This window comes from Polynucleobacter finlandensis, assembly GCF_018881755.1.
Taxonomy (GTDB): Bacteria; Pseudomonadota; Gammaproteobacteria; order Burkholderiales; family Burkholderiaceae; genus Polynucleobacter; species Polynucleobacter finlandensis.
Genome location: NZ_JACVPS010000016.1, coordinates 31,826 through 52,355, shown reverse-complemented (window position 1 = coordinate 52,355; position 20,530 = coordinate 31,826). Strand labels below are relative to the sequence as shown.

Annotated in this window: 21 protein-coding genes; 6 read left to right on the top strand and 15 right to left on the bottom strand. The window is 46.6% G+C overall.

Annotation, left to right across the window (positions count from 1 at the left end):
• Window positions 1-468: 468 nt before the first annotated feature.
• The 3 genes from ICN49_RS10450 to gcvH all read left to right on the top strand — a co-directional run bounded on the left by ICN49_RS10450 (window position 469) and on the right by gcvH (window position 2,363).
• Window positions 469-1,623, top strand: coding sequence for a fatty acid desaturase (locus tag ICN49_RS10450; protein ID WP_255535507.1), 1,155 nt, complete (start codon window positions 469-471; stop codon window positions 1,621-1,623).
• A 40-nt stretch (window positions 1,624-1,663) separates the two neighbouring features.
• Complete coding sequence (locus ICN49_RS10445) at window positions 1,664-1,849, top strand: hypothetical protein (protein WP_129560400.1); 186 nt, start codon at window positions 1,664-1,666, stop codon at window positions 1,847-1,849.
• Between the two features lie 121 nt (window positions 1,850-1,970).
• The gene (gcvH, locus tag ICN49_RS10440) at window positions 1,971-2,363 is read left to right on the top strand and encodes a glycine cleavage system protein GcvH (RefSeq protein WP_216168009.1); all 393 of its coding nucleotides are present in this window, start codon (window positions 1,971-1,973) and stop codon (window positions 2,361-2,363) included.
• 4 nt (window positions 2,364-2,367) lie between these two features.
• Here the strand turns inward: gcvH and priA are convergent, their stop codons facing one another.
• From priA to mnmG, 15 genes are all read right to left on the bottom strand, one after another.
• Complete coding sequence (gene priA, locus ICN49_RS10435) at window positions 2,368-4,503, bottom strand: replication restart helicase PriA (RefSeq protein ID WP_216168008.1); 2,136 nt, start codon at window positions 4,501-4,503, stop codon at window positions 2,368-2,370.
• A 263-nt stretch (window positions 4,504-4,766) separates the two neighbouring features.
• Window positions 4,767-5,885, bottom strand: coding sequence for a uroporphyrinogen decarboxylase (gene hemE / locus ICN49_RS10430; RefSeq protein ID WP_216168018.1), 1,119 nt, complete (start codon window positions 5,883-5,885; stop codon window positions 4,767-4,769).
• Window positions 5,886-5,894: 9 nt separating this feature from the next.
• Entirely contained in the window at window positions 5,895-6,311 is a 417-nt protein-coding gene (locus ICN49_RS10425) for a F0F1 ATP synthase subunit epsilon (RefSeq protein ID WP_216168007.1), read from the bottom strand.
• Window positions 6,312-6,332: 21 nt separating this feature from the next.
• The gene (atpD, locus tag ICN49_RS10420) at window positions 6,333-7,733 is read right to left on the bottom strand and encodes a F0F1 ATP synthase subunit beta (protein ID WP_216168006.1); all 1,401 of its coding nucleotides are present in this window, start codon (window positions 7,731-7,733) and stop codon (window positions 6,333-6,335) included.
• A 55-nt stretch (window positions 7,734-7,788) separates the two neighbouring features.
• On the bottom strand, window positions 7,789-8,658 hold the full coding sequence (gene atpG, locus ICN49_RS10415; RefSeq protein WP_216168005.1) for a F0F1 ATP synthase subunit gamma: 870 nt from the start codon (window positions 8,656-8,658) through the stop codon (window positions 7,789-7,791).
• A gap of 17 nt (window positions 8,659-8,675) precedes the next feature.
• Window positions 8,676-10,217: a F0F1 ATP synthase subunit alpha gene (atpA, locus tag ICN49_RS10410; RefSeq protein ID WP_216168004.1), complete on the bottom strand. Its 1,542-nt coding sequence runs from the start codon at window positions 10,215-10,217 to the stop codon at window positions 8,676-8,678.
• 45 nt (window positions 10,218-10,262) lie between these two features.
• The gene (locus tag ICN49_RS10405) at window positions 10,263-10,799 is read right to left on the bottom strand and encodes a F0F1 ATP synthase subunit delta (protein WP_216168003.1); all 537 of its coding nucleotides are present in this window, start codon (window positions 10,797-10,799) and stop codon (window positions 10,263-10,265) included.
• A 1-nt stretch (window position 10,800) separates the two neighbouring features.
• Complete coding sequence (locus ICN49_RS10400; RefSeq protein WP_216168002.1) at window positions 10,801-11,271, bottom strand: F0F1 ATP synthase subunit B; 471 nt, start codon at window positions 11,269-11,271, stop codon at window positions 10,801-10,803.
• Window positions 11,272-11,334: 63 nt separating this feature from the next.
• Entirely contained in the window at window positions 11,335-11,601 is a 267-nt protein-coding gene (gene atpE / locus ICN49_RS10395) for a F0F1 ATP synthase subunit C (RefSeq protein WP_028818346.1), read from the bottom strand.
• A 43-nt stretch (window positions 11,602-11,644) separates the two neighbouring features.
• A complete protein-coding gene (gene atpB / locus ICN49_RS10390) occupies window positions 11,645-12,535 on the bottom strand; it encodes a F0F1 ATP synthase subunit A (protein WP_216168001.1) in 891 nt (296 codons plus the stop codon).
• A gap of 34 nt (window positions 12,536-12,569) precedes the next feature.
• Window positions 12,570-13,040 carry an ATP synthase subunit I gene (locus tag ICN49_RS10385; protein WP_216168000.1) on the bottom strand — a complete coding sequence of 157 codons (471 nt, stop codon included), beginning with the start codon at window positions 13,038-13,040 and terminating at the stop codon, window positions 12,570-12,572.
• Between the two features lie 10 nt (window positions 13,041-13,050).
• A complete protein-coding gene (locus ICN49_RS10380) occupies window positions 13,051-13,947 on the bottom strand; it encodes a ParB/RepB/Spo0J family partition protein (protein WP_216167999.1) in 897 nt (298 codons plus the stop codon).
• A 24-nt stretch (window positions 13,948-13,971) separates the two neighbouring features.
• Window positions 13,972-14,742 (bottom strand): ParA family protein, encoded by a 771-nt coding sequence (locus ICN49_RS10375; RefSeq protein ID WP_216167998.1) that lies wholly within the window; start codon window positions 14,740-14,742, stop codon window positions 13,972-13,974.
• A gap of 8 nt (window positions 14,743-14,750) precedes the next feature.
• Window positions 14,751-15,428: a 16S rRNA (guanine(527)-N(7))-methyltransferase RsmG gene (gene rsmG, locus ICN49_RS10370; protein ID WP_216167997.1), complete on the bottom strand. Its 678-nt coding sequence runs from the start codon at window positions 15,426-15,428 to the stop codon at window positions 14,751-14,753.
• On the bottom strand, window positions 15,425-17,344 hold the full coding sequence (gene mnmG, locus ICN49_RS10365) for a tRNA uridine-5-carboxymethylaminomethyl(34) synthesis enzyme MnmG (RefSeq protein ID WP_216167996.1): 1,920 nt from the start codon (window positions 17,342-17,344) through the stop codon (window positions 15,425-15,427). The genes rsmG and mnmG overlap by 4 nt, the downstream gene beginning before the upstream one ends.
• 207 nt (window positions 17,345-17,551) lie before the next feature.
• On the opposite strand from mnmG, the gene ICN49_RS10360 reads away from it, so the two are divergent.
• From ICN49_RS10360 to ICN49_RS10350, 3 genes are read left to right on the top strand one after another with little or no spacing between them, the layout of a single operon-like run.
• Window positions 17,552-18,721, top strand: coding sequence for an acyl-CoA dehydrogenase family protein (locus ICN49_RS10360; protein ID WP_216167995.1), 1,170 nt, complete (start codon window positions 17,552-17,554; stop codon window positions 18,719-18,721).
• On the top strand, window positions 18,721-19,491 hold the full coding sequence (locus ICN49_RS10355) for an SDR family NAD(P)-dependent oxidoreductase (protein ID WP_216167994.1): 771 nt from the start codon (window positions 18,721-18,723) through the stop codon (window positions 19,489-19,491). Before ICN49_RS10360 ends, ICN49_RS10355 begins: the two co-directional genes overlap by 1 nt.
• Before the next feature lie 19 nt (window positions 19,492-19,510).
• Window positions 19,511-20,518, top strand: a complete 1,008-nt coding sequence (locus ICN49_RS10350; RefSeq protein ID WP_216167993.1) for a phosphotransferase family protein — start codon at window positions 19,511-19,513, stop codon at window positions 20,516-20,518.
• Window positions 20,519-20,530 lie beyond the last annotated feature (12 nt).

The window sequence follows — 20,530 nt, the reverse complement described above, 5'->3', positions numbered from 1 at the left end:
GGTCCGAGCCCAGAAACCAAAAATCGCTGTGGCCCGATTGGGGGGTTTATTTCCCGCCAATCAAATCTGAGTTGCTCTGGCTCTTTGATACCCCATTTTTCCAGGGGGTTAGCAAAATATTTACGTGCCCCATTTAACGTAAAATAAGGGGGTTCTCTAGGCAGGCTAGGTATCCAAAAAGTCTATTTTGCGAATTATGTGGGAAATATTTACACATAATTTAATCAGCCTTAAATGATGCTTTAAGTCTTTGTTATAGCCTAATTTACAACATATATCCCTTTGTTTATATAGAGTTATGTCGTTTTAGGCAATCTTTAGTTGTTTAAAGTATTTGTATGTTTTTTGTCGGTTGAGGTCTCCGAAGCGTCGCAGGTTCGATTCCTGCCGGGCGCACCAAAAGCAAAGGGTTTTTGACCTACGTCATGCGACAAAACGCAAAAACCGCTATCATTTGCACCTAACTTATTGATTCTTATCGTGTCTAATTCTCTAAATACAGCGCTCCCCGAGCCATCCATTACCAATCCTTTGGCGCCAGATGCGCCATTACCTCACCGAAAAATCATCCGTAGCTGGCTTGTTCCAATGGCTCAGGGTGAGACCGGTCGAGCATTATTACTTTTGGCAATTGATGCCGCTTTATGGCTTGGCTGTATTGCTGGCACCGTTTTTGTAGAAAGCGTCCTGCTGAAAGTCATATTTGGCCTGCTTGCAGGTTTTGTGACTGGTCGCATCTTCATTCTTGGTCATGATGCCTGCCACCAAAGCTTTACCCCAAACCGTGAATTGAATAAGGTTTTGGGTCGAATTGCTTTTCTGCCATCGCTGACCCCATACAGTCTTTGGGATGTAGGTCATAACGTAGTTCACCATGGCCAGACTAATCTCAAAGGGTTTGACTTCGTCTGGGCGCCTTTATCCAAAGCAGAATTTGATGCCTTGCCTTCATGGCGAAAAGGCCTTGAGCGCCTTTACCGTAGTGGCTGGGGTCCTGTTTTCTATTACTTAATTGAAATTTGGTGGAGACGCGAGTACTTCCCAAATGCCAAAAATAAACCCGGTAATCGTCCAATATTTCTTAAAGACAACCTCTTGGTCACTGGCTTTGCCATTCTTTGGATTGGCTGTTTAGTCGCCGGCGCTCTAGCGACTGGCCAATCCATCTGCATTGGCCTGCTTACTGGCTTTGCAGTGCCATTCCTATTCTGGAACGGCATGATCGGCTTTGTGGTCTATGTTCATCACACACACCCATCTGTTTCTTGGTATGACAAGAAATCTGAGTGGCTACGCGCCCAGCCCTTCGTATCAACCACCGTGCACCTCACTTTCAACTGGATTTGGGGCTCCCTGATGCATCACATCATGGAACACACGGCTCATCACGTTGATATGAGTGTTCCCCTGTATCGCCTCCAAGAGGCCCAAAATACCCTAGAAACCATCCTTCCAGAGCGTATTTTTATCCAAAAGTTCTCCTGGACCTGGTATTTCGACACTGCCCGCAAATGCAAGCTCTACGACTTTGAAAACAAGGCTTGGCTTGATTTTGATGGCAATAAAACGGCTGATTCTGTCAGAGTTGTCCTAACCCCAGCCCCAGCGGGACAAAACGGGTAAAATAGATCTTCTGTTTAGATTTGGCTTACCCGGATTGCCCATGACTACCTCGACTCCAGCTGCAACCCAAGACACTTCCCAGAGCCTGAAATTTTGCTCTTCTTGCAGTCGCGAAAAGCGTCTAGAAGGCGGCACCTGGATTCCCACAAGCAATCGTAAGCAACGCTGGATTTGCGCTAGCTGTCTGTACAACCGCACACATCGCACTGGCTCAGCAAAAACCTAATTTGCGTTTTCGTTGTACGCACTGCTTTTAAGTTCCACCCACAACGTACGGATTTGTTTGGCGCTCATTACCAAAAGCAGCAATTGGTCCGCGCCTTAGTACAAATTGCACATTAGCGAACATGAATACTCAAGACACATTTAAATTTGCACAAACTCATGAATGGGCCAACCTTGAGAACGATGGACTTATTTGGGTTGGCATCAGCAATCATGCGCAAGAGGCCTTGGGTGATGTGATGTTTTTTCAGGCACCAAAGATAGGACAACAGGTGAAACAAGGCGAAGCAATCGCTGCGATTGAGTCTGTTAAGGCTGCAAGTGATATTCATGCGCCGGTCAGCGGTGAAATTGTTGCACTCAATGAGGAAGTAGATTTGGCACCAGAGCTTGTAAACGAAAAACCATACGCTGTTTGGCTTTTTAAAATCAAGCCTGTGTCTACTGCAAGCCTGGCGGCCGAGCTAGAACATTTAATGGGCTTAGATCAGTACAACTCCACTGTAGGCGCCTAAGCTATTAGATGGCAATTGGGTCGCGCTCTATTAACCAGCGAATGCGTGATGTTTTACTAATGCGTCCTTGAGAGTCAGCTCTCAAATCCTGATCAATGAGCTCGAGCACTTCTTGCAATAGTTTCCGACTTTCGGATTCAATCACCAATTGAGCTCGCTCCGATCCCGCCACTCGCATTACGGCCTTTGGCACGGGATCATAGACTCGCAACTCTTTGCTCAGCAATCCTTTATTTTTTAGGCGCCCCTTAAGGCCACTTAAAAACTGAATAGCCTTATCCAAAGTTTTTCCTTCTGCATGAATCAGCCCTTGATAAGAGTAGGGCGGCAATTGCGCCTCTTCTCTTTCTCTAGCGGTGTGGGATAGAAATCCATCAACATCATGTCGAAGTAAATATTGGTAGACCGCTGCTTCTGGATATTGTGTTTCGATATAAATATCGCCGCCTTCTTGCCCGTCTGTCCCAGATCTTCCGGCGCGCCCTGCCACTTGAACCAGTTGGGCAAATAGTCTTTCCGCAGCCCTAAAGTCCGGCGAATACAACCTACTATCTGCATCGAGCACAGCAACCAAACCAATATTCTGATAATCGTGCCCCTTGGCAATCATTTGGGTGCCCACGACGATATCTACTTTTCCATCATGTATTTCTTGAAAGAGTGTTTCTGCACCTTTGCTTTTTCTGCTGGAGTCCGTGTCTACACGAAGCACTCTAGCGTTCGGCCACATCTCCTCTATGGCATCCTCTAGCTTCTGGGTTCCCTGCCCCAAAGTTTTCAGATCTGCGTTTCCACAATCTGGGCAAAAGCTTGGTATAGGCTTAACAAGTCCGCAATGATGGCAACTGAGTACTGATTTTTTACCAAGAGCTCCTGCCTTGTGCATCACCATATGAGAAGAGCATTGCGTGCACACCGACAACCAGGTGCAAGCATTGCAGCTCAACACCGGTGCATAACCCCTGCGATTTATTAATATCAAACTCTGCTTACCAACTTCTAGATTTTTACTAATGGCATTAGCCAATGTTTTAGTAATTAAGCTCTTGGTCTTCGGGCTGTTTTTGTCGCCAGGGCTAAATTGGTTTTGAGGATCTCGTGAGTTCACAAGGTGTACTTTAGGTAGTAGGGCGCCTTGAGCTCGCTGATCGAGGCGCAGGTATTCATATCGACCGGCCTTAGCTGCCATCCAAGTTTCTAACGATGGTGTTGCTGAAGAAAGCAATATCGGAATTTTCTGGTCATGGGCGCGCCAAATAGCCAGGTCTCTTGCAGAGTATCTTGTGCCTTCTTGCTGTTTGTATGAAGGATCATGCTCTTCATCCACTACGATCGCTCGTAAGTTTGGGATAGGAGTTAGGGCGGCTAAACGCGTTCCCAATATGATGCGGGCCTTTCCTGTCATGGCCTCATACCAGGCAACACCTCTCTCTTTTTCCGTTACTCCACTATGCAGCACGGCCAATATTTCATTTGGGAAATATGCGCGCACCCTGCGCTCTAATTGCGGGGTCAAATTAATTTCAGGCACGAGCAATAAAACCTGGGCTGTCTCATCTTGCAGAATGCTCGCTAGCCAATTTAAAAATACTGCCGTCTTGCCGCTTCCGGTTTGACCTTGCATCAAAATTGCCCGGAAGCCATTCTTTTGCTTATTTGCCTCGCCTACCAAGGACTCCAATGCATTGGATTGCTCTTGATTCAATTGATCTGCAGTGATGTACCCCTCTACGAATTCACCATTTTTTTCTTTTGCTTTTTTCTTTGCCGCACTTTCTAATTTTTTGGGGATTTTGTCCCAGTCCTCTGACTTCCGCCACATCTTGGGAATGCTAGGCATGATAGTTTCGCCAAGCGCGTGTACGTAATATTGGCTTGCAAAGTTCATCAGCTTCAGTAGCGCCCCATCCAATAGCGGTAGGGGGGCTATTTTTTCAATAGACCTTAATTTATCGAACTCATATTCAGAGTGAGCGCTCACCTTTGTGACGATGCCCACTTCTTTGCCCCTGCCGAAAGGTATTTCAACAATATGGCCAATCTGTGGCAAACAACCTAACCTAGCCTCATCCCATAAATAGTCAAAGCCCTGGGGTAAGGGCTTATCGACGACTATTTGGACCACGATGGGGGTTGTCATGATTTACTTCTATTTTCTTATTAGCCTGTGGATAAGTCTGTGGATATCATCTGATCATTCTGATTTCTAAGCTAATTTACCAGCATCTAATCAATGCCCAGTTTTTAGTCATTATGTATAAAAACTAATATAATCAATAACTTATAATGCTTTCTAGAAGTTAAAGATGACTTTCGTTCTCAATCCCACTGAATTTAGCCCTATACCCATAACTGTGCATAACTTTCGTCAAAAATTAAGACTAAGTTAGCAATTACTTTGATTTATGACTTAGATCTAAGAGTGCGCGAGGTTTTTATTACAGACTCTGCCAAAGCGGTGACGCTCTCGGGCGGGGTGAATTGAGAAATTCCATGGCCTAAATTGAAGATATGGCCATCTAGCGGATGAAGGCCTGCTTTTAAGGCAGGCGCCTGAGCGAGATCCTCTAAAAGGGTGCTTGCTGCTTTGGCAATCTGCTGCGGCTCAGAAAACAAAATGAGAGGGTCAAGATTGCCCTGCAGAGCCAAGGGTTTGTTAATGCCCAGCAATTGCTTTCGCGCGCGACTTAATGACATCGTCCAATCGAGCGCTATGACATCAGCGCCAACTTGCGCCATATCGTTTAGCCAAATACTGCCACCCTTGGTGAACATAATGACGGGAATTTTTTTACCCTCATACTCACGAGGTAGGCGTGCAATCACTTTTTGCATGGCAGCTAAAGACATTGTTTGATACCAACCATCTGGGAGTAAACCACCCCAAGTATCAAAGATCATTAGTGCTTGTGCGCCTGCTTTTACTTGCTCCGTTAAGTAGGTCGCAACGGATTCAACATTGACATCCAAAATATGTTGCAACAAATCTGGCCTACTAAACATCATTGTTTTGGCGTGACGGAAATCATCAGAACCAGAACCGTCAATCATGTAACAAGCCAAGGTCCATGGGCTTCCAGAGAAACCAATCAATGGAACGCGTTGCTTGCCATCCTGAATCAGCGCTTTACGGATTTCTGAGACAGCATCGAAAACATATTGCAGCTGAGACATGTCGGCTACACGTAATTTTTTAACAGCCTCTTCTGTGCGCAAAGGGTGCTCAAAACTAGGGCCTTCACCTGTGGTGAATTTCAAGCCCAATCCCATTGCGTCTGGAATAGTCAAAATATCTGAAAATAAGATAGCCGCGTCCAGTGGATAGCGGTCCAAAGGTTGCAGCGTTACTTCAGTTGCATACGCGGGATTTTTAGCAAGGCCGAGAAAACTGCCAGCTCTTGCTCTGGTTGCGTTGTATTCAGGAAGATAGCGCCCAGCTTGGCGCATGAGCCAAAGCGGTGTTTGATCAACCGCTTCACCCAAGCAGGCTTTTATAAACCGGTCATTTAACAGCAAGGAGATGGCCGACTTTTACTTTTTACGACGGAAGCGAGCAATTGCAGCCAATTGAGCTGCTGCCATCGCAAACTCAGACTGGGCCAAGGCCAAATCAAAGTCGGTGCCACGATTTTGCATTGCTTCTTCAGCACGCTTCTTAGCTTCGGTGGCTTTGGCCTCATCCAAATCATGGCCACGAATAGCGGTATCCGCTAAAACAGTAACACGATCAGGTTGAACTTCTAAATACCCACCAGCAACGAAAACAAACTCTTCATCACCATCAGCCTTTTCAATACGAACTGAACCTGGGCGGATGCGCGTAATTAAAGGTGTGTGGCCGTGCAAAATACCGAGCTCACCACTTTCACCGGGGAGAGCAACAAACTTGGCTTCCCCGCTGAAAATAGATTTTTCGGCACTGACTACGTCGACGTAAATGGTTGACATAATTTCCCTAGATGAATTCGATTAAAGCTTCTTAGCTTTCTCAATGGCTTCATCAATTGAACCCACCATGTAGAACGCTTGCTCAGGCAAGTGATCTAACTCACCGCTACAAATCATCTTGAAGCCACGAATGGTTTCTTTCAATGTGACGTATTTACCTGGTGATCCAGTAAACACTTCAGCAACGTGGAATGGCTGGGACAAGAAACGTTGAATCTTACGTGCACGTGATACAGCCAATTTGTCTTCTGGAGACAATTCGTCCATACCCAAAATAGCAATAATGTCGCGCAATTCTTTATAGCGTTGCAATGTCATCTGTACATCACGGGCTACGTCATAGTGCTCTTGACCAACCACTTGTGGGTCGAGCTGACGGCTGGTTGAATCCAGTGGATCAACCGCTGGGTAAATACCCAAAGCAGCAATATCACGTGACAACACAACTGTGGAGTCCAAATGCAAGAAGGTAGTTGCTGGTGATGGATCGGTCAAGTCATCCGCAGGAACGTAAACGGCCTGAATAGAAGTAACAGAACCAGTCTTAGTAGAAGTAATACGCTCTTGCAACTTACCCATCTCTTCAGCCAATGTAGGCTGGTAACCCACAGCGGAAGGCATACGTCCGAGCAAGGCAGAAACTTCGGTACCTGCCAATGTGTAGCGGTAGATGTTGTCAACGAAAAACAAAATATCACGGCCTTCGTCACGGAATGCTTCAGCCATTGTCAAACCTGTCAACGCAACGCGCAAACGGTTTCCAGGAGGCTCATTCATCTGACCGAACACCATCGCCACTTTGTCAATAACGTTTGATTCTTTCATCTCGTGATAGAAGTCATTACCTTCACGAGTACGCTCACCAACACCGGCAAACACAGATAAACCTGCGTGTTGCTTAGCGATGTTGTTAATCAATTCCATCATGTTCACGGTCTTACCAACACCCGCACCGCCGAACAAGCCAACCTTACCGCCTTTAGCGAATGGGCAAACTAAGTCAATAACCTTAATACCGGTTTCGAGCAAGTCAACAGAAGGAGAAAGTTCATCAAACTTAGGCGCTGGCTGGTGAATGGCGCGACGCTCTTCAGTTGCGATTGGACCTGCATCATCAATTGGGCGGCCCAAAACATCCATGATTCGACCAAGTGTTGCTGGTCCAACAGGAACAGAAATTGGCTTTCCTGTAGATTTAACTTCCATGCCACGACGCAAACCATCGCTTGCGCCCATAGCAATCGCGCGGACTACGCCGTCGCCGATCTGTTGCTGAACTTCAAAGGTCAAACCTTTTTCAGCAAATGATTTTTCACCGCTATCAACTAATGTCAATGCATCATAAATGTTTGGCATTTTGTCGCGTGGAAACTGAATATCCACCACTGGACCAATACACTGTACAATATTTCCGTTACTCATCGCATTTCTCCGCTTTTAATTCCTGAATTCTGTCGTATTCCTAAACGCTGGCCGCTTAAACAGCAGCTGCTCCGCCAACAATCTCTGACAACTCTTTGGTAATAGCAGCTTGTCGTGTTTTGTTGTATTCCAATTGCAATTCGCCAATCACATTCTTCGCATTATCTGAAGCGGCCTTCATTGAGACCATGCGTGCAGATTGCTCGGATGCCATATTTTCAGCAACAGACTGGTAAATCATTGCCTCAACATAACGCTTAAGCAGGCCATTCAAAATGGACTCTGCATCAGGCTCGTAGATGTAATCCCAAGATGGGCCTGCTTTTTCTTCTGGAGTTAAAGCGGCTGGCTCTAAAGGCAGGAGCTTTTCTAAAATCGGCTCTTGTTTCATCGCGTTCACAAAGCGGGTATATGCCAAATAAACAGCATCAATCTCACCGCGCTCAAACGCCTCTAATTGGGCAACAATCGCACCAATCAAGACATCCATATGTGGTGTGTCGCCAATATGGGTTATTTGAGAAATCAACTTTGCTTTTGAACGATTCAAAAACTGCAAACCCTTTGAACCAATTGCGGTGTACGCAATCTCAACATTTTTTTCTTGCAGATCGCGCACTTGGTTTGTAATCAGACGCAAAACGTTGGTATTTAAACCGCCGCACAGGCCTTTGTCTGTTGTAACCACGATAGTGCCGACTTTCTTAAGCTCGCGAGTTGCCATGTAAGCAGGGCGAAACTCAGGATTAGCTTTTGAAAGGTTGGCAACAATCTCACGAATTTTTTCAGCATATGGACGCGCATTACGCATGCGCTCCTGGGCGCGACGCATCTTGGATGCGGCGACCATTTCCATTGCCTTCGTGATCTTGCGCGTGTTTTGCACGCTCTTGATCTTTGATCGTATCTCTTTTGTGCTTGCCATGATTTATGCGAGCCCTCTTAGAAAGAGGCTGAACGCTTGTAATCCTCAATTGCAGCGCGCAAAGCAGCTTCGTCATCTTTGCTCAAATCTTTGGTGTCTTCAATACGTGCAACTAAGTCAGCGTATTTAGATTTCAAATGATCTTGCAAACCTTTTTCGAATGGCAATACGTTTTTCACTTCGAGGTCATCAAAGTAACCGTTATTTACGGCGAAAAGTGAAGCGGCCATTTCCCAAACCTGGAGTGGCTTGTACTGCGCTTGCTTACATAATTCAGTAACGCGACGGCCACGCTCTAACTGCTTACGTGTGGCTTCGTCAAGGTCAGAAGCGAACTGAGCAAACGCTGCCAATTCACGATATTGCGCCAAGTCAGTACGAATACCGCCAGACAATTTCTTAATGACTTTAGTTTGAGCTGCACCACCAACGCGTGAAACAGAAATACCCGCGTTAATAGCAGGGCGCACACCGGCGTTGAACAAGTCAGTTTCCAAGAAGATCTGACCGTCAGTAATCGAAATCACGTTAGTTGGCACGAATGCAGAAACGTCACCAGCTTGAGTTTCAATAATTGGCAACGCAGTTAAAGAACCTGTTTTACCTTTTACTGAACCATTTGTAAATTTCTCTACGTATTCAGCATTTACACGAGCAGCGCGCTCAAGCAAACGTGAGTGGAGGTAGAACACGTCGCCAGGGTAAGCTTCGCGGCCTGGTGGGCGACGCAAGAGCAATGAAATCTGACGGTATGCAACCGCTTGTTTTGTTAAATCGTCATAAACGATCAAAGCGTCTTCACCGCGGTCGCGGAAGTATTCGCCCATGGTGCAACCAGCGTATGCAGAGAGGTACTGCATTGCTGCAGATTCAGATGCACTCGCTGCAACAACAATGGTGTAATCCATTGCGCCGTTTTCTGAGAGCTTGCGTACAACGTTAGCAATCGTGGAAGCTTTTTGACCAATCGCAACATAGACGCAATAAACGCCTTTGCCTTTTTGGTTAATGATCGCATCAACCGCAACAGCTGTCTTACCAGTTTGACGGTCACCAATGATCAACTCGCGCTGACCACGGCCAATTGGAACCATTGCATCAATCGCCTTCAAACCAGTTTGAACTGGCTGACTTACTGATTGACGTGCAATAACGCCTGGAGCAACTTTTTCAATAAAGTCAGTTAATTTTGCGTTGACTGGACCTTTGCCATCAATTGGCTGACCCAATGCATTCACTACGCGACCAAGCAATTCTGGGCCAACTGGAACTTCCAAGATGCGGCCAGTACATTTCACTGGATCGCCTTCTTTAATGTGGGTGTATTCGCCCAAAACCACGGAACCAACTGAATCGCGCTCAAGGTTCAATGCTAAGCCGATAGTGTTGCCAGGAAATTCCAACATTTCCCCCTGCATCACACCAGACAAGCCATGAACGCGGCAAATACCGTCGGTCACTGAAATTACAGTGCCTTCATTGCGACTCTGGGTATCAACACCCATTTCGCTAATTCGGCTTTTGATCAGCTCGCTGATCTCGGAAGGGTTGAGTTGCATTACTTACTCCTGGGTCTTATTTCGTATGTTCTTAATTGGGATAACTTATGCGCCAAGACTTACTTGCATTTGAGCCAACTGTGCCTTAACTGAACTATCCAAGACTTCATCACCAACTTGAATGCGTACTCCGCCAATCAATGCTGGATCAACTTGAATAGTTGGGCGCAATTCTTTACCCCCAAAACGCTTCTTCAAACTTGACAACAAATCATTTAATGCGCTTCCCTCAAGAGGAAAGGCACTGGTAATCATTACTTCTGCTGCACCTTCGCTTTTGTTCTTCATTGCCTCAAATTGACGTGCAATTTCAGGAACGGCAGCCAAACGATGGTTTTGATTCACAAGACTCAAAAAGCTAGCGATCTTGCCGGCCAGCTTTGTTTTCACCATGCCAGAAAGAAGCTTCGTCAAATCATCCGCAGATACTTTTGGATTATTTGATAAGACGGCAATCTCTGGCTGCTCGGCAAGCTGAGCCAGCTCACTTAACTGCTCCAAAATGGTAGCAAGTTCAGCAGGCTTGGCGCTTTGAAAAAGCGCTTCAGCGTAAGGGCGGGCAATCGTGGCTAACTCAGCCATATCAAAGCTCTGCCTTTAATTGATCGAGCAAAGCGCCATGCGCTTTTGCATCAACCTCGCGGCGCAAAATTTGCTCAGCGCCTTTAACAGCCAAAACAGCAACCTCAGCACGCAAGACTTCGCGAGCACGAGTAACTTGTTGATCAGCATCTTCTTTGGCTTGCGAAATAATCCGGGTAGCCTCAACTTGCGCATTGGCTCGGATTTCTTCTGCAGACATTTGCGCACGCTTTTCAGCGTCAGCAACACGAAGCGCACCTTCTTGGCGTGCCTTAGACAGCTCTTGTTCCGCAGCATTATTTGCGAGAACTAATTCTTCTTTTCCGCGCTCGGCCGCAGCCAAACCATCAGCAATTTTGGTTGAGCGTTCGTCCAATGCCTTAACTAGCGGTGGCCACACAAAACGTGCAACAACCCACCATAAGACAAAGAAAACGATCATTTGCGCGAATAGGGTCGCGTTCAGATTCACGATATTCCTTTCAGTATTGTTGAGAACGGTTGGATGACTGGATAGTCATCCACGCCAAAACAATTACTTAATAACTGCTAGCAGTGGGTTTGCGAAAGCAAACAACATTGCAACACCAACGCCGATCAAAAACGCAGCGTCGATCAAACCAGCCAAAAGGAACATCTTGGTTTGCAATTCATTGATCAATTCTGGTTGACGGGCAGCGCCCTCAATGAACTTACCACCCATTAGGCCAATGCCCAAACAGGCTCCTAATGCGCCGAGGCCGATGATGAGGCCAATACCGATAGCGGTTAGTCCTTGAATGTTGGCTAAGAATGCTTGCATGTTTACTCCTAAGTATTGAAGGTGAGGTTAAAAATAAAAAAGGTTAATGGTGACTATGGGCTTGCCCAATGTAAACCAAGGTCAACATCATGAAAATAAATGCTTGTAACAAAATAACTAAGATGTGGAAGATCGCCCAAGCTGAGCCAGCAATAACGTTGCCCACGAAACCAAGCATGTACAAATCTAAGTTAAAGGTCCACATACTACCCAAAAGGGCGATGAGCAAAAAGAGTAATTCGCCTGCGTACATATTGCCGAAAAGTCGCATACCGAGCGAAACGCCTTTAGCAATATATTCAATGATATTCAAAATGAGGTTGAAAGGTGCTAGGTACCACTTCGCACCAAACGGGGCCGAAACCAGCTCATGCATAAAGCCCCCTAAGCCCTTCACTTTGAAGCTATAGAAGAACACTAATAGGAGAACTGAAAACGATAGGCCGAAGGTGGCATTCAAATCAGTAGTAGGCACTATCTTGTGATGGGGAACGTGAACACCGAAACTACCAATAAATTGATTTACGCCAAAGATCCAATCTACAGGCACTAAGTCCAAGGTATTTAAAAGAATGATCCAGCAAAAAACAAACAGGGCTAGTGGCGCAATGAAGCTGCGATCGCCATGAACAATGCTCTTGGTTTGGTTATCTACCATCTCAACGAGCATCTCAACTAAACATTGAAAACGGCCAGGAACCCCAGGGGATGCTTTACGAGCAGCTAGAACCAACAGAAAAACAGTGATCAACCCCATTAAGGAGGTCCAAAAGATGGTGTCTAGATTAATGATGCTGAAATCAATAACTGAGGTTTGCGCCCCGCCAATGTTATTGAGGTTTTGCAAGTGCTCAGCAATATAAGCAGTGGGTGTAAGCGGTTCGCTAGCCACATGATGGGCTACCTCTGCTGCTGCGTTGACTTCGCTAGACATCTCTGAACTTGTCCTTATCTATATTGACTGCTTGTTACTTCCAAAACCACCCCAATAAATAACATTTGAGCGTGGCTAAATAAGTGACAAGCAATGGAATCCATTTCAAATCAGGTTGCTTTAGAGCAAAGCCAATAAACAGGAGGATGGTTGCTAGAATTTTAATAAATTCGCCAGAAACCACTGCTGTTAAATAACCGCCAGGACTTGATTTGACATTCTTTTTTGCTGCCTCTAATCGCAGTAAAAACAACGCAGAAGGCAAAAACCCAATCAAACCGCCCACTAAAGCCGAGTAAGTATAAACGTTTCTCTCTGTCAATTCGCCAAAAAGGTAACAAAAGCTGGCGATTATCAGGGTAAGCACCACCTGAATACCGACAATGAGCCACCCATTAATTGAAGAAAAGCTTTTGGGCTTTGCTTTACGCAAAGCATCCATCTCTGCTTTGCTAAGGGCCTTGTATGAGTCATCTTCCTTCTCATCCCAATTGCCAGTATTCATTGGTCGATCTTTAATCAAGCCCAATACCCAACTTTTTTAGTAAAGAATCGAGCTCATCAAATTGGCTAAAGCGAATTCTGAGCTCGCCCCCCTTGCCCTTGAACTTAAATTCAGCGCTTAAACCAATTAAATCTGCGATTTCCTGCGTTAAACGACGCATATCCGGGTCTCGGCCCGTACCAGCAGCTAATTCACTCTTGCCTTTGCTCTTTTTGTCGCCAATCTGCCCGCCTGCCCGCGCCAAGGCTGTAGACATTCTTTCCGCCTCGCGCACCGATAGTCCTTGTGCAGCAATTCGTTGCGCCAAAGCCACCTGGCTTGCGCCAGGCAGAGGGAGTAGGGCACGTGCGTGGCCCATATCAATATCACCAGCCAACAACATGGCCTGTACAGGTTTTGCCAACTGGCTCAATCGCAACAGGTTGGTAATGGCGCTACGCGATTTGCCAACTGCTTTGGCTGCTTGCTCATGCGTGAAACCAAACTCTTCAATTAAACGCGCCAAACCCTGTGATTCTTCGAGAGGGTTTAAATCCTCACGTTGCATATTTTCGATTAAGGCCATCGCTGCCGCGGCCTGATCATTCGCGCCAGAAACCAGAACGGGAACCTCTGTAAGACCCGCTAATGTGGCCGCACGAAAACGGCGCTCTCCCGCAATAATTTCATACTTGCCGGCAGAAACTAAGCGCACCAACAATGGCTGCATCACACCTTGCTCGCGAATGCTTTCGGCCAGCTCTTGCAATGCACCGGCCTCCATTTTTTGGCGGGGCTGATATTTGCCTGCCTGCAATGCTGTCAATGGCAAACGATTAATCTCGGCTGGCGAACTTTCCTTCTGGGCCTTTTCACCAAGCAGTGCATCGAGCCCGCGACCTAAACCTTTTTTCTTAATGGCAACCATGATTTCCTAAACTGTTTCCAGTAATTACATTTGTTTAATACGTTCGACCATTTCAGCACCGAACTCTAAATACGCCTTTGCTCCTCGTGAGGTCTTATCAAAAGCAACCCCAGGAAGCCCGTAGGACGGGGCTTCAGCAAGTCTTACATTACGCGGAATAATTGTTTTAAACACCTTGTCGCCAAAATGCTCTAGCAACTGATCTGATACTTGCTGCTGAAGTGTCATACGCGGATCAAACATCACGCGCAACAAACCAATAATCACAAGATCTGGGTTTAGGTTTGCGTGAACTTGTTTAATCGTATTCACTAGATCAGATAAGCCTTCTAGTGCAAAGTATTCACACTGCATCGGTACTATCACGCCATTAGCAGCACACAAGCCATTTAATGTGAGTAGCGATAGGGCCGGCGGACAATCGATCAAAATAAAATCATAATCATTGGCTACCTCAGCCAGCGCATCTTTTAAGCGCTGCTCACGTGAATCTAAATCAACCAATTCAATTTCAGCGCCGGCTAAATCTCGATTTGCAGGTAGCACATCAAAGCCAGAACTCTCACAACGTTGTACGCTATCTTTAACGGCGGCCAACCCAATCAGCACTTGGTATACGCTGTTGTTGAGATTCGCTTTTTCTATGCCCGAACCCATCGTTGCATTGCCTTGTGGATCCAAGTCCACCAATAAAACACGCTGCTTATGACCAGCCAAGCCCGCAGCTAAATTAACAGCCGTAGTTGTTTTACCAACTCCGCCTTTTTGATTTGCAATACAGAATATTTTTGCCATAGCTAGTCTTAATGGTCCTGCTCTAAAGGGGTAATTTTCTCACGGGGGCTTAGTACTAAAAGCCGTCTTTCTGCTGCCAAATGGGGTATTTGCAAAGGCGCATCCAAGACTAGGCGCCAAGCATCCAAGCAAACCTCTTGCATTTCTTCGTCGGCCTTCTTGCCCTTCATGGCAAAAACAAGACCGCCGGGCTTCAATAGGGGTAATGACAGCTCTAAAAAGCGCGCCAAACTCGTAAATGCGCGCGAAATGACGGCATCAAACTGAGCTGGTTGCTGCACTGCAACAACTTCCACGCGCTCACTCAGCACTTCAATGTTTTTTAATTTCAACCTGCCGCGTACATGCTGCAAAAAAGCAGTCTTTTTGCGTACAGCCTCAATTAAGGTTAAACGCCACTCTGGTTGCAATATTGCGATGGGAATAGCCGGCAGCCCACCACCCGATCCCAGATCAGCAATTTGGGGTGATGTGCCCTGCAAAAATTCTCTCATAACTGGCAAAACTGCAATAGAATCAATTAGATGCAGTCGTATTGATTCTTGCTCGCCCTCAATGGCTGTGAGGTTGTGGACCTGATTCCAGCGGGCCATTTCATGCAAAAACAAATCTAAATTAGCAATATTTTCCCGGCTTAAATCCAAGCCCAATTCCTCAATACCCAGTGCCAGCAAATCCTGGCTCACGCGATCTCCTGAGAACGGCCCAAGCCTTTTTTAAGGTGTACTAGCAGTAGTGATAATGCGGCCGGCGTAACGCCGGATATTCGTCCAGCCTGACCCAATGTTTCTGGCTTATGCAAATTTAACTTCTGCTGGACTTCTTTGGATAGTCCCACCACTTGTGAATAGTCCAAAATTTCCGGCAAAGGAAAGCTCTCGTTATGTTCTTGACGTGCGATTTCCACCGCCTGCCTATCTATATAGCCCTGGTACTTCACTGAAATCTCAACCTGATCTGCAATCTGGCTAGCTATACCTGAATCCTCGTCCAACGCCCCAGGTGACCACATGCCATGTGAAAGACCAGTAATAGCTTGATAGGTGACTCCAGGGCGCCTCAAAATATCTGCCAAACTGCATTCGTGGGATAAATCTTGGCCCAATAAGCCTGAAACTGCCTTTGCAGACTCGTGCTTTGGTCCTATCCAAATATCCTGCAAACGAGATGTTTCACGTGAAACAGCCTCTTGTTTCCTGCAGAAGATATTCCAGCGATGGTCGTCTACCAAGCCTAAATCGCGGCCTATCTGAGTTAAGCGCATATCTGCGTTGTCTTCCCTCAGGCTTAAACGGTATTCTGCGCGACTGGTAAACATTCGGTATGGCTCTTGAACGCCCCTTGTAATGAGGTCGTCCACTAGCACGCCAATATAGGCCTCGCTACGTTTGGGCAACCATGGCTCTTTACCTTGAGCAGCAAGGCCGGCATTAATTCCGGCGAGCATGCCTTGGGCGGCCGCCTCTTCGTAGCCGGTTGTGCCATTAATCTGACCCGCAAAGTAGAGCCCAGCTATGGCTCTGGTCTCTAGGCTATGGCGCAATTGGCGCGGATCAAAAAAGTCATACTCAATTGCATATCCTGGGCGGACGATAACGGCAGCCTCCATCCCCCGAATACTTCGCACTAAATCCCATTGAACATCGAAGGGCAGGCTAGTGGAAATACCGTTTGGATAGAACTCATTCGTTGTCAGGCCCTCTGGCTCCAAAAAGATTTGGTGGCTATTTCTAGAGGCAAAACGATGAATCTTGTCTTCAATCGAGGGGCAGTAGCGTGGACCAACACCTTCAATCACACCGGTATACATCGGGGAGCGATCTAAACCGCCCCGAATAATGTCGTGTGTTTTTTCATTGGTATGAGAAATCCAGCAGGGAACCTGTCTAGGGTGTTGTTCCGGACGGCCTAAATAGGAAAAAACGGGTACCGGATCTAGGTCTCCAGGCTGCTCAAGCATTACTGAAAAATCAATAGTACGGCCATCAATTCGGGGTGGGGTACCAGTCTTAAGTCTGCCCTGGGGTAGCTTTAACTCTTTCAGGCGCGCCGACAAAGAGACCGCAGCTGGATCGCCAGCACGACCGCCAGCATAATTATTGAGGCCCACATGAATTTTGCCGTCTAAAAAGGTGCCTGCCGTGAGGACAACCTTCCTGGCCGTAAACTCCAAACCCATTTGGGTAACAACGCCTTGGACCTCATCACCCCTCACCAGCAAGTCATCAACAGCAGCCTGAAATAGGGTGAGGTTTTCTTGGTTCTCTAGGCGGCGGCGAATGGCCGCTTTGTATAAAATTCGGTCGCCTTGAGCGCGCGTAGCCTGAACCGCAGGCCCCTTGCTAGAATTTAAAGTCCTAAACTGGATACCGGCTTCGTCTGTTGCTGCAGCCATGGCGCCGCCCATGGCATCAATTTCTTTTACCAGGTGACCTTTGCCTATGCCACCAATAGATGGGTTGCAGCTCATGGCCCCCAAGTTTTCAATACTATGGGTAATTAATAGGGTGTCGCAACCCATGCGAGCTGAAGCAAGGGCGGCTTCAGTCCCAGCGTGACCACCTCCAACCACAATGACATCGAAACTCTTGGAATAACGCATGATTTGCCTCTGATAGGGCGATGATCATAGCATTTTGTTTGTTTCACGTGAAACAAAACCACATGATAAGTCTGTATAAAAATTATTATTCATCATAAGTTATTGATTTTATTATATAAAAGTCTTTTAAGGCCCTAAAGCTTACAACATTCAAAGCCCGCACAGACGCTTAGATATGACATCTTTATCAGCTATTACAATGAATAAATGGACCTATCTTTATCAGCAAAACTATTAGAGCTACAAGAGCGGACACGATCGTTCATACGCGATCAAATCATTCCTCTTGAAAACGACCCACGCCAAAATGAACATGGTCCATCAGAGGAGCTCAGAAAAGAACTCATAGAGCTTGCTCGCACTGCCGGTCTTTTAACGCCTCACGCTTCGATAGAGATGGGGGGGCTAGGGCTTAGCCATTCTGAAAAAGCCATTGTTTTTGAAGAGGCTGGCTATTCTTGGCTGGGGCCAACCGCGATGAATATTCATGCGCCTGACGAAGGCAATATTCACCTGCTAGAAGAAATTGCAACGCCAGAACAAAAGGAGCGCTGGCTCAGGCCATTGGTGGCAGGCAAAACACGTTCTTGTTTTGCAATGACTGAGCCCGACCCAGGCGCTGGATCCGACCCATCAATGCTCATGACAACCGCCACCAAAGATGGCGATGACTACATCATCAATGGCGTGAAGTGGTTTATTACTGGTGCCGACGGAGCAGATTTTGTCATCATCATGGCACGGGGTGAAGATGGATCCGCAACGATGTTTCTCTCGGATATGAAAGAGAAGGGTATCGAGCTCGTGCGCAATATGGACGCGCTTGATAGCTGCTTCACTGGGGGTCACGGTGTTCTTCAATTTAATAAGCTACGCGTACCAGCAAATCAGATATTGGGCGAGCTTGGTAAAGGGTTTAAGAATGCGCAGGTCCGATTGGCGCCTGCTCGACTTACACATTGCATGCGTTGGCTTGGACAAGCCCGACGAGCTCAAGATATTGCCATTGCTTATGCAAAACAAAGACAGGCTTTTGGTAAATCTTTGGGCGAGCACGAAGGTGTTGGTTTTATGATTGCAGACAATGATATGGATCTGCAAACTTCTCGACTCCATATTTGGCACACTGCATCGGTTTTGGATCAAGGTCAACGCGGTAACTTTGAGTCCAGTCGTGCCAAAGTAATTTGTTCTGAAGCTGAGTGGCGCGTTGTGGATCGATGCGTACAAATTTTAGGTGGCCAAGGCGTCACTGGCGAAACACAGCTCATGAGAATATTTAAAGATATGCGCGGCTTTCGTATCTATGATGGGCCAAGTGAAGTGCATCGTTGGAGCATGGCACGCAAACTCATTGGCAATAAAGAAACAAAGTAATGGGACTCGATCAGCTTTTTAGCCTAGACAATAAAACGGCCCTAATTACTGGGGCTTCGAGCGGCATCGGAAAGCATTGCGCATTACTACTTGCTACAGCGGGGGCTAAAGTAGCCCTTGCATCTAGACGTGTTGCCCAACTGCAATCCACCGTCGATGAAATTACAAAACTTGGTGGGCATGCAAAAGCTTTTGAATTAGATGTCACCAATAAAAAAAGTGTTGTTAAATGTTTTGATCAAGTTCTTGAGTGGTCGACCCCAACGATCATTATCAATAATGCGGGTGTCAGCACCAATGGAAAGTTACTTGACCACAGTGAAGAAGATTGGGATCAAGTAATTGATACCAATCTAAAAGGCTCTTGGTTGGTAGCCACCGAGGCTGCAAGGCGATTAATCGCAACGAGCAACTCAGGAAGCATTGTCAATATTGCCTCCATACTCGGGGAGCGTGTGATTGGTGGTGCGGCGCCTTATGTCATCTCTAAAGCAGGGGTGATACAAAGCACTAAGGTCATGGCTCTTGAACTTGCGCGCCACCAAATTAGAGTGAATGCGCTATTGCCAGGCTACGTAATTACCGATCTCAATCGTGAATTTTTACTGAGCGATGCCGGCCAAAAAATTCTGACGCGGATACCCTCGCGGCGCTTTAATGATTTAGAAGATTTAAATGGCCCCTTATTGTTGCTGGCCTCTGATGCCAGCAAAGCCATGACTGGCGCAACCATAGCGGTAGATGGCGGCCACCTTGTTAGTGGCCTGTAAGTCGGCGTAAATAAACGCAATGCCCAACCCCTCATTTAAAGAACCGCTTGCTCAATATTTAAAAGGGCTTGGCCTTGTCAAAGGTCCGATACAACTCAGCCAATTAACTGGCGGCCAATCCAATCCCACCTTCAAAATCAGCTGCAGCAATGAACACTTTGTCCTCAGAAAAAAACCAGCTGGGATCTTATTACCTTCTGCGCATGCTGTTGATAGAGAGCATCGAGTGATGAGGGCGCTAGCCAATACAAATGTTCCCGTTCCTCGAATGTTGGCCTATTGTGAAGATGAAAACATTGTTGGTACCGCATTTTTTATCATGGAGTATCTTGATGGGCGAGTCTTTGTTGACCAAACCTTGCCGGAATTACCAGCTAGCGAACGACATGTCATTTATGAGCAAATGAATAACACCATCGCCGCAATACATCGCCTTGACTACACCTCACTTGGATTAGAAAGTTTTGGTAAGCCCGGCAATTATTTTTCTAGGCAAATCACACGCTGGTCTCGTCAAGTTCGCGAGGCAAACATTCCCATTCCTAATTCGCTCAACAAGTTGATGGACTGGCTTCCAGAGAACATCCCCAACGAAGATGAAACCTCACTGATTCATGGTGATTTTCGGATGGATAATCTCATTTTTCACAAGACCGAACCGCGCGTTATTGGGGTCTTAGATTGGGAGCTCTCAACCCTTGGCAACCCCTTGGCTGATTTTGCGTATCAATGCATGGCTTGGAGAATTGCTCCGAGTTTGTGGCGAGGAATACAAGGGGTGGATTTAATGGGTCTAGGAATACCGAGCGAAGCTGAATATATCGCCCTGTATGAAAAAAAGATTGGGCGCCCAATTGCAGAGCACTGGCCATTTCTGATGGCCTACAACCTATTTAGAATTTCAGCAATTTTGCATGGCATTAGCAAGCGTGCTATTGATGGCAATGCAAATGCCAGCGATGCAATTGAAAACGGAGAAAAGGCGGGGGCTCTGGCTGACCTAGGTTGGGCTTGCGCGTCAAACTAAATTCGCAAGACT

Bases quoted from the DNA above. Each gene is read 5' to 3' on its own strand.
- ICN49_RS10385 (WP_216168000.1), bottom strand. From the start codon at position 13,040: ATGAATACTGGCAATTGGGATGAGAAGGAAGATGACTCATACAAGGCC.
- ICN49_RS10380 (WP_216167999.1), bottom strand. From the start codon at position 13,947: ATGGTTGCCATTAAGAAAAAAGGTTTAGGTCGCGGGCTCGATGCACTG.
- ICN49_RS10445 (WP_129560400.1), top strand. From the start codon at position 1,664: ATGACTACCTCGACTCCAGCTGCAACCCAAGACACTTCCCAGAGCCTG.
- ICN49_RS10375 (WP_216167998.1), bottom strand. From the start codon at position 14,742: ATGGCAAAAATATTCTGTATTGCAAATCAAAAAGGCGGAGTTGGTAAA.
- atpD (WP_216168006.1), bottom strand. From the start codon at position 7,733: ATGAGTAACGGAAATATTGTACAGTGTATTGGTCCAGTGGTGGATATT.
- ICN49_RS10350 (WP_216167993.1), top strand. From the start codon at position 19,511: ATGCCCAACCCCTCATTTAAAGAACCGCTTGCTCAATATTTAAAAGGG.
- mnmG (WP_216167996.1), bottom strand. From the start codon at position 17,344: ATGCGTTATTCCAAGAGTTTCGATGTCATTGTGGTTGGAGGTGGTCAC.
- ICN49_RS10360 (WP_216167995.1), top strand. From the start codon at position 17,552: ATGGACCTATCTTTATCAGCAAAACTATTAGAGCTACAAGAGCGGACA.
- atpE (WP_028818346.1), bottom strand. From the start codon at position 11,601: ATGCAAGCATTCTTAGCCAACATTCAAGGACTAACCGCTATCGGTATT.
- atpA (WP_216168004.1), bottom strand. From the start codon at position 10,217: ATGCAACTCAACCCTTCCGAGATCAGCGAGCTGATCAAAAGCCGAATT.
- ICN49_RS10405 (WP_216168003.1), bottom strand. From the start codon at position 10,799: ATGGCTGAGTTAGCCACGATTGCCCGCCCTTACGCTGAAGCGCTTTTT.
- ICN49_RS10355 (WP_216167994.1), top strand. From the start codon at position 18,721: ATGGGACTCGATCAGCTTTTTAGCCTAGACAATAAAACGGCCCTAATT.
- ICN49_RS10425 (WP_216168007.1), bottom strand. From the start codon at position 6,311: ATGTCAACCATTTACGTCGACGTAGTCAGTGCCGAAAAATCTATTTTC.
- atpB (WP_216168001.1), bottom strand. From the start codon at position 12,535: ATGTCTAGCGAAGTCAACGCAGCAGCAGAGGTAGCCCATCATGTGGCT.
- atpG (WP_216168005.1), bottom strand. From the start codon at position 8,658: ATGGCAAGCACAAAAGAGATACGATCAAAGATCAAGAGCGTGCAAAAC.
- priA (WP_216168008.1), bottom strand. From the start codon at position 4,503: ATGACAACCCCCATCGTGGTCCAAATAGTCGTCGATAAGCCCTTACCC.
- gcvH (WP_216168009.1), top strand. From the start codon at position 1,971: ATGAATACTCAAGACACATTTAAATTTGCACAAACTCATGAATGGGCC.